Consider the following 16,072-nt stretch of genomic DNA (forward strand, 5'->3'; position numbering starts at 1 on the left):
GGGGTCATCCTTTTGTCGGACGGGTCGAGGTCGAGATTGCGGCGACCAGATCGGAGACGCGTGCAAGTCGATCCAGTTGCATGAGCATGCCGAATACATCTGCCGCGCCATCGGCGGTGAGGCTTCGGGAGGCGCAGTCAAGAAATTTCCGTTCGAGCATTTCCGTCGGAAGCGGCGACTCTGGTCCACGGCCAAGCGGGGTCTCGATACGGTTCCTAACCTCCTGTCCGTCTTTCGTGCGCACCACAACCTCTGCACCGTAGTCGGGGAAATCGTCCGGCATCTCCTCCATCCGGATCAGGTCCATGATCCGCATCACCTCGGGATCGCCGAGCGCGCTGTCCTCGAAATGATCAAGACGCACCGTTCCGTTTACAAGGCCACGCGCGACCACGTAGGAAAGGCTGAACTTCGCGTTGAGCGCGCTGGTTGCAGGGTTTCGCACGTGCGGCAGCAGGCGGCGCGGATGCATGCGCACCACGACGTCCTCTACGGCGGTGCTGTCCGGCACCGAACCGTCATGCAGCTCGATGACCGCGTCGATCGCAGCATGAACGCTATAGACACAAGGGTATTTCTTGATCGAGATGCCGGGATTCATAAGGTCCAGAGGCGTGCCCCAGTCGGTCAGCATCCTGTCCGCATCATAGTGCCCCTTGCCGTTGAACACCTCCAGAAAGCCTTGCGGATGTTCCAGAGCCGTTGAGGCAGCATTGACGCCCTCTGCAGCCATCAGCGCGGCGAAAAGACCGTTGCGGGCTGCAAGTCCGGCATGCAACGGCTTGGTGTCGGTGCCGAAATTGGCCTTGATGCCTGAGGCAAGCGAGGCTGCCATCGAGATCGCGTTGGCCATGGATTTCACATCCAGCTTCAACAGGATGCCGGCTGAAACAACCGCACCGAAAATTCCCAGCGTGGCGGTTGGATGCCAACCCTTTTCGTAGTGGGCAAAGTTCACCCCACGGGCAAAGCGTGTCGCAGCTTCAACGCCGATCACATAGGCGTCCAGAAACGCGCGCCCCGAGGTCTGCAAGGTTTCGGCAATCGGAAGGATTGCGGGAATGATGATCACGGTAGGGTGCCCGGACAGAGACTTGCTGGTATCGTCATAGTCCAGTGCATGCCCCGAAACGCCGTTGACGAAGGCTGCGTCAAGCCGCCCGAGCTTTTCGCGTCGCCCGAGGACATGGCATGGGCCTTCGCCCTGAATGCCTTTCAAAAGTGCGGCTTCTGTGGTGGTTGTCGGGGCACCGAGGAGCGCACAGCCGATCATGTCGGCTATAGCGTCACGGGCAAAGCCGAGCGCCGACGGGTCAAAACCGCTCGGATCGAGCGCAAGCGCACGGGTTGCAAGTTCATGTGAAAGTGACATCTTTTTCCTCCGAAGATAACGCATAGAAGGCAACCTGACCCGCGGCGCACGCGACCGCTTCGGATACGGGCGCAAAGTCGTCCTGCTGATCGAGAGACATGAGAATGCTGAAAAGCGCCTCGCCCTGAGCGGTTGTCAGGCACTGAGAAACGCAATCATCGAATTTCCGGCGAAACTCAGGAGCAGTCATGGGGTTGGCCGGATCACGGCCCATCGCCACCGTGGCCGAAGCAGACAGCCGTCGCCCGTCCTGTAGGCTGACATGCACATGCCCAAGCGAAAGGTCGTCATCGTGCGCACGCAAAATTACCTTTTCGGCGAGCCTGGTCACATTCTCCTCTTGAAGCCGGTTCGATGTGAAATCTCCAAGGCCGACGGCACCGTCGATCAGCGCGCGGGCCGTCAGGTACTGTGTTGAGAATTTCGCATCGAGCCCATCGGTGGGCCGCGGCCTGTCGATGTTGCCTAAACGCTTGCGGTGCAGCACCACTTCGATTTGCTCCACCGGCACCACGCCGACTTCGGCACGCAGCGATGCCGCCGCGTCGATGGCACAATGAACAAATGCGCAACAGGGATATTGCTTGACAGCGATGCCTGGCGACAGCAGGGCATAGTCTTTGCCCCAGCCTCTGATTGCGGGTTCGACATCCAGGTTCTCGCTATCGCCGAACGCCTTCAAAAAGCCGAAGCGGTGCTCAAGCACGGTATGCCGCGCGGTAAACCCGGCCTCCGCCAGCAACGCTGCCTGAAGTCCGTTTCGGTTGGCCTGTCCTGCATGAAACGGCTTGGTCATGGTGCCGGAGTTGGCCCGCAAACCCGCCGCGCAGGAGGCGGCGATCGCGATTGCGGTGGCCATCCGGTCCTGATCGAGGCCAATCAACCGGGCACAGGCCACAGAGGCCCCGATAACACCGAAGGTCACGGTCGGGTGCCAGCCTCGCTCGGCATGAGCCGGGTTCGCGATCCGGGCAAGCCGTATCTCGACCTCCAGCCCGGCGGCAAAGGCCGTCAAAACCTCGCTGCCAGGCTTGTTGCGTGCCTCGGCCAGCGCAAACAACGCAGGCACAATCGAGACGGAGGGATGCCCATCCATCTCGAGATTGCAGTCGTCGTAGTCGAGTGCGTGGGCAGCGATACCGTTTCGTTGCGCCGCGTCCAGCGGATGCAACCGCGCGGCGGAGCCGAACACCTGGCATGGTCCGGGCGATGCGGAAAGAATGGTGTCGGACAATTGCGCGACAGGTTCGCGCATACCGGCCAGTGCACAGGCCAGAGTGTCCGTGAAGGCGTGCGTGACCCAGTCAGCCGCAGCCTCGGTCAGGTCGCGCCTGTCCAGCCCTGCCGCGAGACGCGAAAAGGTGAGTGTCAAAGAGGACACGGGATATGCTCCTGAAGAGTCAGAGCACCCGGCAGGGCGCTCCGGCAAGTGTCAATGCTTGAGGATCTGGTCGAGGAAGCTGCGTGTGCGCGGGCTCTTCGGATTATTGAAGAACTCCTCCGGGGGACCATTTTCGACAATCTGGCCCTCTGCCATGAGGATCACGTTGTCGGCCACCGTCCGGGCAAAGCCCATTTCGTGGGTGACACAGACCATGGTCATCCCGCTTTCTGCTAGCTCGATCATGGTATCGAGCACTTCCTTGATCATCTCTGGATCAAGTGCAGAGGTCGGCTCATCGAACAGCATGATCTCAGGCTGCATGCACAACGAGCGAGCAATCGCCACGCGCTGCTGCTGCCCACCCGAGAGTTGCAGCGGATATTTTTGCGCCTGCTCTGGAATGCGGACTTTTTCAAGGAAATGCATCGCCAGTTCCTCGGCGGATTTCTTGCTCATCTTGCGTACCAGCATCGGACCAAGCGTCAAATTATCGAGCACACTCAGATGTGGGAACAGGTTGAACGACTGAAACACCATGCCGATATTGCGGCGGATCGCCTCGATGTTCTTGATGTTCTCGGTCATCTCGATGCCGTCGACAATAATCGTGCCTTGCTGGTGCTCCTCCAGCCGATTGACGCAGCGAATCAGCGTGGATTTTCCGGATCCGGAAGGCCCGCAGATCACGACCCTTTCTCCCTTTGCGACATTCAGACTCACGTCATTGAGCACTTTGAAGGTGCCGAACCACTTGGAAACATTGCGCAGTTCGATCATCGTGGTTTTTTCGGGCTGTCTCTGGGCCGGCGCGGTCGCGACAGAAGTTTCAGAAAGATTTGCGGGCATGAAAGTCATCCTTTCCAGCCATATTCAGATACGGCCCGTGTTGATCCATTTTTCGACCTGGCGCGCATAGAGCGAAAGCGCATAGCCGAAGAAGAGGTAAATGGCGGCGACAAAGAGATAGGCCTCAACGTAGTAGCGGCGCCAAAGCGGATCCTGCATGACCGCGGTGGTTGCCGTGAGGATGTCGAAGAGGCCGATGATTATGACGAAGGAAGTATTCTTCATCGCGGCGATGATATGGTTGGTGATCGCCGGCAGACTGATCCGCAGCGCCTGCGGCAGGATAATGCGTCGGGTGGTCTGCCAATAGGTCAGGTTGAGCGAGGCGGCGGCCTCGTACTGCCCCTTTGGAATGGCCTGGAGACCACCCCGGATCACCTCTGCCTGATAGCAGGCGAAGAAAATCGCGATGCCAATCACCACCCGCAGCAGCTTGTTGACTTCCACGCCGGCCGGCAGAAACAGTGGAAACACGTTGACCGCCACGAACAGGATAGTGATTAGCGGCACCCCGCGAAGAGCTTCGATGAAGACCACTGAGAAGCCCTTGGCGACCGGTAAGGGAGAGCGCCGTCCAAGTGCCAGCAACACCGCTACCGGCATGCCGATCAGCACCGTGCCTGAAAACAGGATCATGGTCAGCGGCAGGCCGCCCCAATCGGCACTGGGTACGAACGGAAGCCCGAAGACGCCGCCGAACATCAGCACGAAGATCGATGTCACAGACACGACCCATAACGGTATGAGCAACTTGAGGTTCCAGAAGCGCGGCATCAGCGAGACGACCACAGTGAGGAGGTAGATCACCATCATCACGACCAGGCGCCACTGCTCATCATAAGGGTAGAGGCCAAACAGCATCGGTCGGTGTTTTTCGACAATCACCGCCCAGCACGCTCCGGCCGCTGCGCGGCAAACGTCGGGGTCGGTCGTATAAAACACCGCGTCGAGAATGCCCCAGTTCAGCACGAACCAGAAAAAACGCAGCAGACAGGCGGCAACGATCACCGTAAGAATGCTCTGCGGTACGGAGTTGAACAGGTTCTTGCCCACCCATTTCCCAAAAGGCAACGTGGCATTGGGATCAAATTCATCCATGGTGTGCACGGTTGCGGCCACCTTCGGCGCGCTGAGAGAATTTGGCATCGCCGTTACCGCTCCTTGATCGCCACGAGGCGGTTGTAGAAATTCATGAGGGTCGAGGTGACGATGCTGATGGTCAGGTAGACAAGCATCATCACGGCAATGGCCTCTACGGCCTGGCCAGTCTGGTTCATCACAGTATTGCCGATATTGACGAGGTCGGGATAACCGACAATGACGGCGATCGAGCTGTTTTTCATCAGGCTCACATACTGGCTGGTGAGCGGCGGCACGATCACTCGCAACGCTTGCGGCAGAACGACATAGCGCATGACGAAACGCGGTTTGAGCCCTATCGAACGGGCAGCTTCCACCTGGCCCCTGGGTGTTGCCTGAAGGCCTGCCCGCACGATTTCGGCAATGAAACCGGAGGCATAAAGCGCAATGCCGACGAGGAGCGCTGTAAACTCGGGCGAGATGGTTGCGCCGCCCTTGAAGTTGAACCCTTTCAGCACGGGAATGCTAAGAGCTGTTGGGGCCCCACCCGCCAGCCAGACCAGAGCAGGCAGACCGAAGATCAGCCCAAGCGACGGCCACAGCATGTCGATGTACTTCCCCGTCTTCTCACGATGCCGCCGCGCCAGATAGCTTCCGATAATTGCAAGGACGATGCCTGCTGCGAAGGCGAGGCCCATGATTTCGTGAACCGGATTTGCACTCGGCACCGTGAAGGAGAGACCGCGGTTTGTCAGAAAGACCAGTCCGTAGAAATCCATGGCGTTGCGCGCGTTCGGCAGGTTACGAAGCACGACGGCCCAGAAAATCACCTGAAGGATCACGGGGATATTACGGACGATCTCAACATAGCCGGTGGCGACCTTCGACAGCAGCCAGTTGCTTGAAACACGCGCGAAGCCGACCGCAAACCCCAGAACGGTGGCCAGAACTATTCCCGCTGCCGAAACAATCAGCGTGTTCAGCAGGCCAACCAGAAAGGCTCGAGCATAGCTGTCGCTGGCATCGTACCGGATGGCTGTCTCACCAATATCGAACTGTGCGTCCTGTTCCAGAAACCCGAAGCCGGTTGCGATATTCTGCGCGTTGAGATTGTCAATAATGTTTCGATACAAGAACAGCCCGGCCATTAGGACGATGACCGCCATCACGATCTGAGCCGCAAACGTCCGAAACGTCTTGCTATAGAGAAAATTGCCGAGCGTTGGGCGTGGCCTGCCGCCGCCCTGCATGCTCTCATCAAGGTGAGACACTTGTCACTCCTGCCTGGAAAGTCGATCTCGCGTGATCAGGTGGCGCCGCCGCTTGACAACAATGTCGCGGCGGCGACTCCGAATTGGCGATTTACTTGATTGGAAAACCGTAAAGCAGGCCGCCATCGACCCAGAGGGTATTCAGGTCGCGGTCAAGCGGCGTGGCGCTTTCCGGACCGAAGTGACGGTTGTATATCTCGGCATAGTTTCCAACTTGCGTGACAATGTTGTATGCCCAATCCTCGTCGAGGCCGAGCTTTGCACCGTAATCGCCGGTGGTTCCAAGCAGCGACTGGATGTCGACGTCATTCGACCCCTTCATTTCATCGGCGTTTTCCGCGGTGACGCCAAGTTCTTCTGCGTTGAAGGTGGCATAGACCACCCATTTCACCAGATCGTACCACTGATCATCGCCCTGCCGAACGGCGGGGGCGAGGGGCTCCTTGGAGAAAATGCCGGGAAGAAGCACGTGCTCCTTGGGGTCGGTCGTGTCATAGGCACGAACACCAGGCAGCGCGGCCTTGTCCTTGGTCAACGCATCGCAGCGGCCGGTGACGTAGGCGTCGACAAGCTGCTTGTTGTTTTCGATCACGACGGGCGTGTATTCCATTCCACGCGAAGCGAAGATTTGTGCAACGTTCCGCTCAGTGGTGGAACCGGGTGCCACGCAGATCGTCGCCCCATCCAGATCCTTGATTGTCTCGACCCCGGAGTCTGCATGCACGAGAAAGCCGGTGCCAGTGTAGAAGATAGGCGGGGCGAAATTCAGGCCAAGCGCCGTGTCACGCCCAAGAGTAGCGGTAACGTTGCGGACAAGAACGTCGACCTCTCCAGACTGGATGGCTGGAAAGCGCTGCTGGGATGACAACGCAACAAAGCGCACCTTGCTCGCATCACCGAAAATCGCAGCCGCAATAGCACGGCAAAAGTCGGCTTCAAGTCCCGCCCAGTTGCCCTGACTGTCTGGCGCTGCAAAGCCATGACGCGCCGGATGAACACCACAGAGCAGCTCTCCACGTTCTTTCACCGTCGCAAGAGTGTCCCCAGAATCAGCATATGCCGCAGTCGCGGCGAGCGTGGCTGCGACCGTGACGCAAGAAAGCATGGATTTGTAAATACTGATCATTTTTCCCTCTTCTGCTGGAAGTCAGAAGCCCCGGACCATCCTGCTGTTGCCGCAGGTTGAGGTCGTATATTGACGCTTCGATGAGCAATGTATACAAATGTTTTTATTGGAATGCAATGGTTGCCAAACATATCCCAACTTGAAAGCAGACAATGGACATTGATCACCTCGGTACCGACACCCGCCTTACCCACTGCGGTAGAAACCCTAAAGAGCATCATGGCGCGGTCAGCACACCGGTATATCGCGCCTCCACCATTCTGTTTCCCGACCTTGCATCGCTAGACGCCAAGGAAGGCGCGCGCCTCCGGTATGGCCGGCGTGGCACCCCCACCACCCATGCGCTCGAAGACGCGATCTGTGCCCTCGAACAAGCAGAAAAATCGCTGGTAACACCTTCAGGTGTGAGCGCTATTTCCAATATTCTGATGTGTTTCGCCGAACCAGGCGCCCATTTCCTTGTCAGCGACAGTTCTTATGGTCCGACCCGAAAATTCTGCGAGTCTGTCCTGCGCAAACTTGGCGTCGACACGACTTATTACGATCCGCTGATCGGGGAAGGGGTTGAGGCGCTGATACGCCCCGAGACCAAGCTGATTTGGATGGAAAGCCCCGGCTCTCAGACCTTCGAGGTCCAGGACATCGACGCAATCGTTGCCGCGGCGAAAAGGCACGACGTTAAAACCGCCATCGACAACACGTGGAGCGGCGGCTTTTTCCTCCAACCGATAAGCCAGGGTGTCGACATTTCGATGCAGGCCGGGACAAAATATATCTCAGGTCACTCCGACCTCATGCTCGGCACCATTGCTTGCAGCGACGAGATGTATCCAGCGCTACGCGAAACCTATCTGCGGCTCGGGCTTTGCGTGGGTGCCGACGATGCGTTTCTTGCCTTGCGGGGGCTGCGCACGATGCCGGTGCGAATGCGCCAGCACCACGCGAGCGGTCTTGAGGTGGCAGAGTGGCTTGCACAACAGGCCGAGGTCATCCGGGTGATGCATCCGGCCCGCCCGCAGGATCCTCACCATAGCCAATGGAAGCGGCAGTTCTCGGGTGCATCCGGTCTGTTCGGCTTCGTTATGGCTGAAACCGATCGGTCGCGGCTGGCCAAGATGTTCGATCACCTCGAGATCTTCGGGATGGGATCGAGCTGGGGCGGTTTCGAGAGCCTTCTGGTTCCCGTCAACCCGAGCATCTACCGCTCCGCGACAGACTGGTCGCCGGCGGGACAAACGGTACGCATTCATGTGGGCCTTGAAGACCCGGCTGATCTCATCCGAGACTTGCGCGCCGGTTTCGACCGTCTGAAGTCCATTTGAGTAGCCGGCAGCACAGACGTCCACTTGGCTCCCAATGTTCCTATATGTATACAGTGGGTAATGTGAGAGGGGGCAGACCCCGCCCCTCTCCAAGCCGAAGAAAGCATTGGTCACGATGAACGCTCTGATGGAAAAGAACAATCAACGCGGCACACCGCTTGAGAAGCTGCTTGCAGCAATTGAGGACGGTCAGCTTCTGCCCGGCACGCGATTGCTTGAAACGGAACTCGCGGAAAAACTCGGGGTGAGCCGTACGCCGGTGCGCGAAGCACTGCATCGGCTGCACGCGATGGGGCTCGCCGAACACGGACCGCAGCGCGGTCTGGTGGTGTCGCATCTGGGATATGACCATTTGCGCCAGCTCTTTGCCGTGCGTGAAGGGCTGGAGGGCATGGCAGCACGCCATGCCGCAGAATATGCCACGCCGGCCGAAATCGAGCTGATGCAGCAAATGGTGGCTCAGGACCGCAGCTACGATGATCCCGAAATCCTCAAGACGCGCAACAAGCATCTGCACCAACATATCGTGCGGTCCTCGCACAACATCTATATGATCGACGCCCTGGCGAACCTCCGCATCCATCTCAGTCTGCTTCCCGGTTCAACCTATTCGATGAAGGACCGGCTGCTGCAGGCGCAGGAAGAGCACGAAGCCATTGTCGATGCGGTCGCCAGCCGTGACGGGGACCGCGCCGAAAGCGCGGCCCGCGAACATATTCGCTCTGGCTATAGCACGCGACTCACTCTGCTGGCTGAGGGCCGTGACTGACGGTTCAGCTCGGCGCCAAAAAGCTGCGGTGCCGATCAGAGGATGATTTAAAAGGCAGGCAGTTTGAGGCCTGGCTCATCGTGCATCAGGTAACCTGGTATCTTTGCTATCCGCTCTCCGCTTTTTGCAATTTGAAAAAATGGTTCTCAAATTTTTTGGACGAATTTAGCAATCAAATTGCTTTTGTTTTGTTCAGATAGTCATCAACTTCTTCCCGCAAAGCTTGGGATTGATTAGAAAGTTCCTCAGCTGTATCAACAAAGTTTCCAACCGATTTGAGATTGCTTTCGGAAGCGCTAGCGACCTCTGTGAGGTTGTCGGCAACGTTCTTTACGCCGTTCGCAGCTTGTTCGACATTGCGAGCGATTTCGCGGGTGGCGCTGTCCTGTTCTTCAATGGCACTGGCAATGGAAACCGAGATTTCCTTAACCTTGTCGATTGTCTTGCCGATGCCATCAATCGCATCAACGGCTTCCTGGGTGGCACTCTGAATTTGAGAAATCTGGTCTACTATGCTGTCCGTAGCGCTCGAGGTCTGATTTGCCAGTTCCTTGACTTCCGCTGCGACAATGGCAAAGCCTTTGCCAGCATCCCCGGCTCTGGCAGCTTCAATGGTTGCGTTGAGAGCCAGCAGATTGGTTTGTTCAGCAATGGCGGTGATCAGCTGGACAACTTCGCCAACTTTGTAGGAAGCCTTGGCCAGGCCCTGAATTTTCTGGTTGGTTTCTTCTGCTTCCCTCGCAGCCCCGCTGGCAATATCGGTAGACTGGCTAATCTGCCCACTGATTTCCGCGATCGACGCTGATAGCTGTTCGGAAGCTGCTGCCAAAGTTTCCAGATTGGTTGAGGTCTCATTGGCCGCCTGAGACATGGTCTGGCTTTGTTGGTTGGTTTGTGTCGCTCCGGCAGCCATTTCCTGCGCTGATTCCCGGAGTTTGGACGATGCGGAGGACAAAGACCCGACAACATCTGCCACGCTTGCATCGAGTTTCTCAGCCAAAGCAAACATGGCAGTCCGCTTGGTTTCTTCATGTTGGGCGCGGATTTTGGTTTCTTCTACCAGTTCACTCGCCTCGGCCTGCGCCAAATTCAGTTTCATCATGGTCTGATGATTGTCTGTAAACTGACGATTGATGCGATAAGCCAGCCAGAGCATCGGCCCGCCCACAAGCACAACATATGTTGCGTGGATGAGGAAATGATGCAGAACATAGTCAGCCGAAGGCCAGACATAGAGCGGCAAGAGCAGAGAAAAGACCACGTGGTGCACGGTCGCCAGCACATTGACTATGAGGATTGTGCGCCAGCAACAATAAATGACCAGCACTGCATTCAAAACGAAAAACAGCATGTGGGCATCCAGAACCAATCCATCCGGCAATCCGCTTGCGCAGTAAACCAGCAGCGCCCAGTCACTGGTCAGGGCTGCCCCAATGGCAAGTCTGGTCGCCGGTCCAATCGGATCTTTGAGAAACATTAAAGTCGAGACGCCGGCAAGCGCGGCTGCGATCACAGATGTCGTCAGCGCTGGTGCAGCTGTAAAAGAAGCAACGCTTCCTATGACCACTACCATGAGCCATAAGCCCGCAATGAACGCCTTGCTGGCTATCTGGCGAAGTCTTGTGAGTTCAGGGGCGGTTTCAACGACGGAAGATGGGGAGGTTGCGTGCATTTTTGGCCTCTGGGTAGCTTGATCGAGATGAAGCTGATTTGGTGCTTTTCGTTAAATGTTGCTGCCGTTATTCGTTGATGGTTTTGGATTGCAGCCGCCAATACCGAACGAGCTGATGACCCCCCAGGCACCAAGCGCACGCACCTTTGCTGCGTAATCCTGTTGTCCAGGCAAAACCATCACGAATGTTCCTTCCAAGTCGGATCGAATAAATTTAGACGCAGGTGTGAGGGCTCTGGTAATCGCTTGGCGTTCGCTGTCCCAGGGAGACGAAATGACGATAACCGGGGCATTTTCCGCAAAGTTAAACAAGGTCAGGTATCCTACAACCAGAAAACCAGTAAGACTGATTAGTGCAACCGGTACGTAGGTAGAGATCGTAAACTCTTGGACATCTTGAGATGCTTGCATTGTAAATTATACTTGTATTGCGCGTGCATGCACGACAAACTAGTCTACGCTACTGTTGCGCCTGTTGAACGTTGCGTAAGTCATCAATATGATAATATTTTTAATGAGGTCTTAATTTACTTGTCGGCGCCTGGTCTTGTTCGCCGAGCCCCGCCATCGTGAGAGCCGAAAATCGGGCGAGCACAGCGAAATGACGCCTGGTGTCGATTTGCCGGCATCCGGTGACCAACCGTGCTGACAAATGAAATGAATGACGTCATGGCAGACTGCGCTGCAACAGCATATCAGAGAGTTAATGACCGGTTGGGACCGAGAGGCGTCTGCAGCTCAGCGATAATGGTGGTCGTTGCGACTGCCGTAAAATGCCCTATTCGGCGACGTCGCAGAAATCAGGATGTGGTGACAAGTCCTTGACCATGAGTATCCATTCTCCCTCATCTGACCCCGGAAAACCTAAATAGGCGCGTCTGGCATATTCGGTGAAACCGCACCGTTGATAAAGCCGATAGGCTCCTGCGTTGAAGCTTCCGACTATAAGCGTCAGCCGATCATTGCCCGCCAGTATTGCCAAGCTTTCTGCCTCGGCCAGTAGCAGGGAGCCGAGACCCTTGCCTTGATGTTCGGGATAGATCGCGGCGACGGAAATGTACCATGTGCCTGCGGCCAGGTTTTTCAGCTCGTTCAGCGGCTGCACAACGTCCGGAGCGGCGAGCGCCGAGCCGGACGAATGAGGTATCACATAACCGTTCAAGGCCCCGACAAGCTGGCCTTTATGCTCTGCTACACGCCAATTATCAAAATACGTAAAATGGCCTTCGACATTACGGATCACATTCCGGCCGACTTCGAGCGCAGACTGCCCGGGAGCCGCCACCTGCCCCCACAAGAACGAAGTCAGGCGACGTGTAGCCATGTCGGCAAAAACTACGAGATCGGCGCAATCCTCTTGCGTTGCGGACCGGAAAGTGATCGGCGAAGCGACAGGTTGCGAAGGCATGTTTTCTCCATGTTTCGACAGTTCAGGCAACAAAAAACCCGCCGACCGAAAGGAAGGCAGGTTGCGTGCAATTCTATAATGGTAAGGAGGATTATCCCTCTCGGAACTCTCGCCATTCCAGAATCAACGCGCCACACTGCACAGTCATGCAGCGTCGACGTCGGATGATGATGGAACCAGTCGTGTTCATAACGGCGAGAATGTGCGAGATCGTGAAGCCGGTCAAGGGTGCCATCGGAAGGTACTGAAATTCGGCCATCTCCACGCGCCGTGAAGTTCAGCGATCTGGGCCTTGCAGTTAATGAATGTCAGCTTCCAAGAAATTGAAACGATCGCCTTGGCGACCGGAATCGAAGCGCCAAGCCGCCAATCATTGAGACGCTGCCCGATGGCAGCATGGGGTCGGTGGTTGACTGTCCCGTTCTGACCGACAAATTTATTAGACCGCCATTCAGTTGATTGACTGTTCTTGGAAATTCGCGATCGAAAACCTGTGTCATGATGGAATGTGCGTACCTGAACCGTGCTCGCTTAAAGCCCTATAAAACCATCGCGAGTTGACCACAGGTCCGGTTCGCGAGATTTATCTTGAGAGTGGCGATCGTGCGAAAGCACTGGTCCCGGGGTCACCAAAAGCTTTTGATCATGAACACGTCGAGTTTCAGGACGGCCGCCCTGCCGCGGCATTCGCTTTGCACCGGTCATGGATGAAACCCAGCAGTTCCTATCGCTCACCCTGATCGTGTGTTGCATGCCTGAGCCGTTCGAGCAAGTAGCGGCTTGGCGGCTTGCCGACCATCTTGCGAAACATGGTCACGAAACTGCTGGCGCTTTCATAGCCCAGATCCATCGCGACGGCCTGAACCGTCTGGCCGGCACTCAGATGCCGCAAGGCGAGAACAACATGCAACTGCCGTCGCCAGCGGCCGAAACTCATGCCCACCTGTTCCGCCAGCAGACGGCTCAGGCTTCGCTCGCTGAGCGCGATGCGGGAAGCCCATTCCGCCACGGAGGCATGATCCGCCGGTGCCTCGATCAACAGGTCGGTGAGCTTCTTCAGGCGCGGGTCGCTTGGGATTGGTAGGCGGAGGTCTTCGACCGGTGCCACAGCCAGCTCATCGAAGATAACCGACACGATGCGTCCGTCCGGACCGTCGACGTCATAGCGCTCAGGAAGCTCGTTGGCCCGCATCAGCAGTTGACGGAAAAAGCTCGACACCGTGATCGTGCAGCATTCGCGCGGCAGGTTCGAAGCCTCGGGCGGTTCGATAAACAGGGAGATGCACTCCACTTCCCCCGAGCCGAAAACAGTATGGGGCAACCCGCCGGGAATCCACACGGCACACTGTGGCGGCACGATCCAGACAGCGTCTTCAACCTCGCAGTTGATGACCCCACGGACCGTGAAAAGCAGTTGCGCTTTCTGATGGTGGTGCCGCGGCGATTGCTCCAGGGCCTCAAGATTGGCGACAGCGTTGGCCGCGACGAGCGCGCGAGGAACCTCGTCGACATAAGAAAGCCAATCGCTACGGGCGTCTACATACATCGAAGGCCTCGTCATGTTCGGTTTGGCCGGATCAAAACATATAATGGCAGGATTGCGCAATGACGCCATTCGCCGACGGACCTATTGCTTTCAGTTAGAAGCGGCCAGCGGCGATCATGATCACGCTCCTCTTTGACAGTGGAAGCGCTCAACTGCCCTGTCGCGCACATTCGGATAGGAGTTTTAACGTGAACGACAATAACCCGGTTCAGCTCGCACTCGCATGGCTCGTGCCAGCGCTCGGTGCCACGATCTTCGTCACGATCCAGTGCTTCTCTTATCTGAACGGCTACGTCGGCAGCGGCGGAACGATGCAGCCCACGACGTTCGACCCCGCCGCACTGTGGGGCGTGTCTATCTTTTACGGCGCCTGGGTTATCCCGCCGTTGCTGGCGCTTGCCAGACGGCGTGCCACCGACTGGGCCATGCTCGGCCTCGGCGGTCTTCTTTTCATCGTGAGCACACTCGCCGGCGTGATGGACGGCTTGCGCGACGGCGGCCATCTTGTTGGCCTGGAACTGTTGGCCGTTACGCTTCCGGGCGTGGTCGCACTCATCTTGTCGTGGCGGCACATCCGCTCGAATTGAAACCATCCATCCCTTCAGCGAGACGACACATGCCTTTGGACAACACGAATTTCCCGCTCGTCTGGATGAGCTATGACGAAGAGCCCGATCACGACCACGACGAGGACTTCGAAGCGCTTGAGGCGAGCTTTAGGCGCGGCACACCCTTCGTGATCTTGACCGATAACGCTCCGGCCGAAGACCATGAGCACAGCCCGGAAGAAAAGAAGCGCACCGCGCTGTGGATGAAGAAACACAAGGCCGAACTTCGGTCGCTCGTTCTGGCGATGATCGTGATTGAGCCGAACCTCCCCAAGCGTATGGCATTCAAGCCTTTCGGTGTGGCCTTTGCCAAATTCTGGGGCTATCCGATGAAACTCGCCTCGTCCCGCGAGGAGGCTCTCGAGATCGCCGGGAAACTGCTGTCAGAGCACGCCGGGTCTGCAACAACCTGACAAAGCTCACGGTTCTCCCGCTCCAGGGCCTTCATCTTTTCGGCCACATCCGTCGAGACGCTGGCGCGAATACCAGGAACAATCCTGGATATTTTGACGCATTCATTCAGCGAGTGCGCCGACCAGCCGATCTTGGCTGCTTGTGATACGATCGCTTGCCAGCCAATTCCGTGCTGGACTTCAATCTCCAGCACAGGGTGAACCGCTCGTTCGCGGATTTCAGGGAAGATTTGTTCGTCGTGTTGCCCATCATGCTCCAGCCTGCTCAGGAGTTGGAGTCTCCGGCAACCCGAGACGGTTCAGTCGTCCGCCGAGACGTTTGTCGGGTTGCGCCGCGGCATTATTTCGGCAGGTGAATGACCGGCAAGGGCTTCTCTCCGGTTTTTATGAACCTTTGGATGTCTCATCTCGTATGGCAGCTTTGCAGACCGGACCTGTATCTCCCGCCAGAACGACATTGGGACGCCTTATTGACAGACTGCTCCGCGGAGGACAGCGGTTGTTCGCAAACTTCGCGCGAATAGCTGGGTTACAAGACCAAAACCAGAAGTTGACATTCTCATTGAAACTCAATAGAAACGCGTTATCGATATTTTCTTGCCGAGCTTTGGTTACAACGCGATTGGCACCGCGTTTCTAACGAACCCTCCCTTTAAAGCATCGTTATTCTCACCTGCGAGCTTCTGGCTTGCCGGTTCCACTCTCTATGCTATGAAAGGGTTCATCATGACCACTGGCACAGTAAAATGGTTCAATTCCACCAAAGGCTTCGGCTTTATCCAGCCTGACAACGGCGGCCCGGACGCATTCGTCCATATCACCGCTGTCGAGCGTGCTGGCATGCACGAAATCGTTGAAGGCCAGAAAATCGGCTACGACATGGAGCGCGACAGCAAGTCGGGCAAGATGTCCGCCTGCAATCTGCAGGCCGCCTGATAGATCCGGCATCTGCTTTCCCTTGACCACGGATGTACTGGCACTGTCGAAAGCATGAGACCAAGCAAGGTCAGGCAAGTTGCCTGGCCTTTTTCGTAGCGGCTCACTGGTAAGCGGTCTCTTCGAAGAAAGTCACGATCGAGAACTGCCGCAAACTTCGCCAGCAGGCCGAATCCGTTTTTGGTAATGCCCAGTCGCAACTTTTCGTAAGCCAATCTGCGATTGACGACCAGAACTCGATCGCAATCGCCCGCAACGACAACACCCACAGACTGGACGAGGCTCGGCTTGCCAAGGAATTGCAAGACAGTGTGACCTC

Annotated in this window: 15 protein-coding genes; 5 read left to right on the plus strand and 10 right to left on the minus strand. The window is 56.9% G+C overall.

Annotation, left to right across the window (positions count from 1 at the left end):
* Positions 1 to 4: 4 nt before the first annotated feature.
* From V1T76_RS25870 to V1T76_RS25895, 6 genes are all read right to left on the minus strand, one after another.
* The gene (locus V1T76_RS25870) at positions 5 to 1,372 is read right to left on the minus strand and encodes an MmgE/PrpD family protein (RefSeq protein WP_330563566.1); all 1,368 of its coding nucleotides are present in this window, start codon (positions 1,370 to 1,372) and stop codon (positions 5 to 7) included.
* Complete coding sequence (locus V1T76_RS25875) at positions 1,356 to 2,753, minus strand: MmgE/PrpD family protein (protein WP_330563567.1); 1,398 nt, start codon at positions 2,751 to 2,753, stop codon at positions 1,356 to 1,358. Before V1T76_RS25875 ends, V1T76_RS25870 begins: the two co-directional genes overlap by 17 nt.
* A gap of 51 nt (positions 2,754 to 2,804) precedes the next feature.
* Positions 2,805 to 3,533 carry an amino acid ABC transporter ATP-binding protein gene (locus tag V1T76_RS25880; protein WP_330563665.1) on the minus strand — a complete coding sequence of 243 codons (729 nt, stop codon included), beginning with the start codon at positions 3,531 to 3,533 and terminating at the stop codon, positions 2,805 to 2,807.
* A gap of 93 nt (positions 3,534 to 3,626) precedes the next feature.
* Positions 3,627 to 4,721 carry an amino acid ABC transporter permease gene (locus V1T76_RS25885; RefSeq protein WP_330563568.1) on the minus strand — a complete coding sequence of 365 codons (1,095 nt, stop codon included), beginning with the start codon at positions 4,719 to 4,721 and terminating at the stop codon, positions 3,627 to 3,629.
* A 32-nt stretch (positions 4,722 to 4,753) separates the two neighbouring features.
* Positions 4,754 to 5,953: an amino acid ABC transporter permease gene (locus V1T76_RS25890; RefSeq protein ID WP_330563569.1), complete on the minus strand. Its 1,200-nt coding sequence runs from the start codon at positions 5,951 to 5,953 to the stop codon at positions 4,754 to 4,756.
* A gap of 91 nt (positions 5,954 to 6,044) precedes the next feature.
* Positions 6,045 to 7,079 carry an amino acid ABC transporter substrate-binding protein gene (locus V1T76_RS25895; RefSeq protein ID WP_330563570.1) on the minus strand — a complete coding sequence of 345 codons (1,035 nt, stop codon included), beginning with the start codon at positions 7,077 to 7,079 and terminating at the stop codon, positions 6,045 to 6,047.
* 152 nt (positions 7,080 to 7,231) lie between these two features.
* Here V1T76_RS25895 and metC point away from each other — a divergent pair, with 152 nt between their 5' ends.
* Positions 7,232 to 8,401: a cystathionine beta-lyase gene (gene metC, locus V1T76_RS25900; RefSeq protein ID WP_330563571.1), complete on the plus strand. Its 1,170-nt coding sequence runs from the start codon at positions 7,232 to 7,234 to the stop codon at positions 8,399 to 8,401.
* A 127-nt stretch (positions 8,402 to 8,528) separates the two neighbouring features.
* Positions 8,529 to 9,170, plus strand: a complete 642-nt coding sequence (locus V1T76_RS25905; protein WP_330563572.1) for a GntR family transcriptional regulator — start codon at positions 8,529 to 8,531, stop codon at positions 9,168 to 9,170.
* A gap of 172 nt (positions 9,171 to 9,342) precedes the next feature.
* Here V1T76_RS25905 and V1T76_RS25910 read toward each other — a convergent pair whose 3' ends face one another.
* The 4 genes from V1T76_RS25910 to V1T76_RS25925 all read right to left on the minus strand — a co-directional run bounded on the left by V1T76_RS25910 (position 9,343) and on the right by V1T76_RS25925 (position 13,796).
* Positions 9,343 to 10,842 carry a methyl-accepting chemotaxis protein gene (locus tag V1T76_RS25910; RefSeq protein ID WP_330563573.1) on the minus strand — a complete coding sequence of 500 codons (1,500 nt, stop codon included), beginning with the start codon at positions 10,840 to 10,842 and terminating at the stop codon, positions 9,343 to 9,345.
* A 51-nt stretch (positions 10,843 to 10,893) separates the two neighbouring features.
* Positions 10,894 to 11,253 (minus strand): hypothetical protein, encoded by a 360-nt coding sequence (locus tag V1T76_RS25915; RefSeq protein WP_330563574.1) that lies wholly within the window; start codon positions 11,251 to 11,253, stop codon positions 10,894 to 10,896.
* 367 nt (positions 11,254 to 11,620) lie between these two features.
* Positions 11,621 to 12,250, minus strand: a complete 630-nt coding sequence (locus V1T76_RS25920; RefSeq protein ID WP_330563575.1) for a GNAT family N-acetyltransferase — start codon at positions 12,248 to 12,250, stop codon at positions 11,621 to 11,623.
* Positions 12,251 to 12,974: 724 nt separating this feature from the next.
* Positions 12,975 to 13,796, minus strand: a complete 822-nt coding sequence (locus V1T76_RS25925) for an AraC family transcriptional regulator (protein WP_330563576.1) — start codon at positions 13,794 to 13,796, stop codon at positions 12,975 to 12,977.
* Between the two features lie 188 nt (positions 13,797 to 13,984).
* Between V1T76_RS25925 and V1T76_RS25930 the strand changes: the two genes are divergently transcribed.
* From V1T76_RS25930 to V1T76_RS25940, 3 genes are all read left to right on the plus strand, one after another.
* Complete coding sequence (locus tag V1T76_RS25930) at positions 13,985 to 14,383, plus strand: hypothetical protein (protein WP_330563577.1); 399 nt, start codon at positions 13,985 to 13,987, stop codon at positions 14,381 to 14,383.
* A 29-nt stretch (positions 14,384 to 14,412) separates the two neighbouring features.
* Positions 14,413 to 14,817 (plus strand): hypothetical protein, encoded by a 405-nt coding sequence (locus V1T76_RS25935; protein ID WP_330563578.1) that lies wholly within the window; start codon positions 14,413 to 14,415, stop codon positions 14,815 to 14,817.
* A gap of 726 nt (positions 14,818 to 15,543) precedes the next feature.
* Positions 15,544 to 15,753, plus strand: coding sequence for a cold-shock protein (locus tag V1T76_RS25940; protein ID WP_330563579.1), 210 nt, complete (start codon positions 15,544 to 15,546; stop codon positions 15,751 to 15,753).
* Positions 15,754 to 16,072: the final 319 nt, after the last annotated feature.

Source organism: Roseibium sp. FZY0029 (assembly GCF_036350355.1).
Lineage (GTDB): Bacteria > Pseudomonadota > Alphaproteobacteria > Rhizobiales > Stappiaceae > Roseibium.

Bases quoted from the DNA above. Each gene is read 5' to 3' on its own strand.
- V1T76_RS25870 (WP_330563566.1), bottom strand. From the start codon at position 1,372: ATGTCACTTTCACATGAACTTGCAACCCGTGCGCTTGCGCTCGATCCG.
- V1T76_RS25880 (WP_330563665.1), bottom strand. From the start codon at position 3,533: ATGATCGAACTGCGCAATGTTTCCAAGTGGTTCGGCACCTTCAAAGTG.
- V1T76_RS25895 (WP_330563570.1), bottom strand. From the start codon at position 7,079: ATGATCAGTATTTACAAATCCATGCTTTCTTGCGTCACGGTCGCAGCC.
- metC (WP_330563571.1), top strand. From the start codon at position 7,232: ATGGACATTGATCACCTCGGTACCGACACCCGCCTTACCCACTGCGGT.
- V1T76_RS25905 (WP_330563572.1), top strand. From the start codon at position 8,529: ATGGAAAAGAACAATCAACGCGGCACACCGCTTGAGAAGCTGCTTGCA.
- V1T76_RS25910 (WP_330563573.1), bottom strand. From the start codon at position 10,842: ATGCACGCAACCTCCCCATCTTCCGTCGTTGAAACCGCCCCTGAACTC.
- V1T76_RS25915 (WP_330563574.1), bottom strand. From the start codon at position 11,253: ATGCAAGCATCTCAAGATGTCCAAGAGTTTACGATCTCTACCTACGTA.
- V1T76_RS25920 (WP_330563575.1), bottom strand. From the start codon at position 12,250: ATGCCTTCGCAACCTGTCGCTTCGCCGATCACTTTCCGGTCCGCAACG.
- V1T76_RS25925 (WP_330563576.1), bottom strand. From the start codon at position 13,796: ATGTATGTAGACGCCCGTAGCGATTGGCTTTCTTATGTCGACGAGGTT.
- V1T76_RS25935 (WP_330563578.1), top strand. From the start codon at position 14,413: ATGCCTTTGGACAACACGAATTTCCCGCTCGTCTGGATGAGCTATGAC.
- V1T76_RS25940 (WP_330563579.1), top strand. From the start codon at position 15,544: ATGACCACTGGCACAGTAAAATGGTTCAATTCCACCAAAGGCTTCGGC.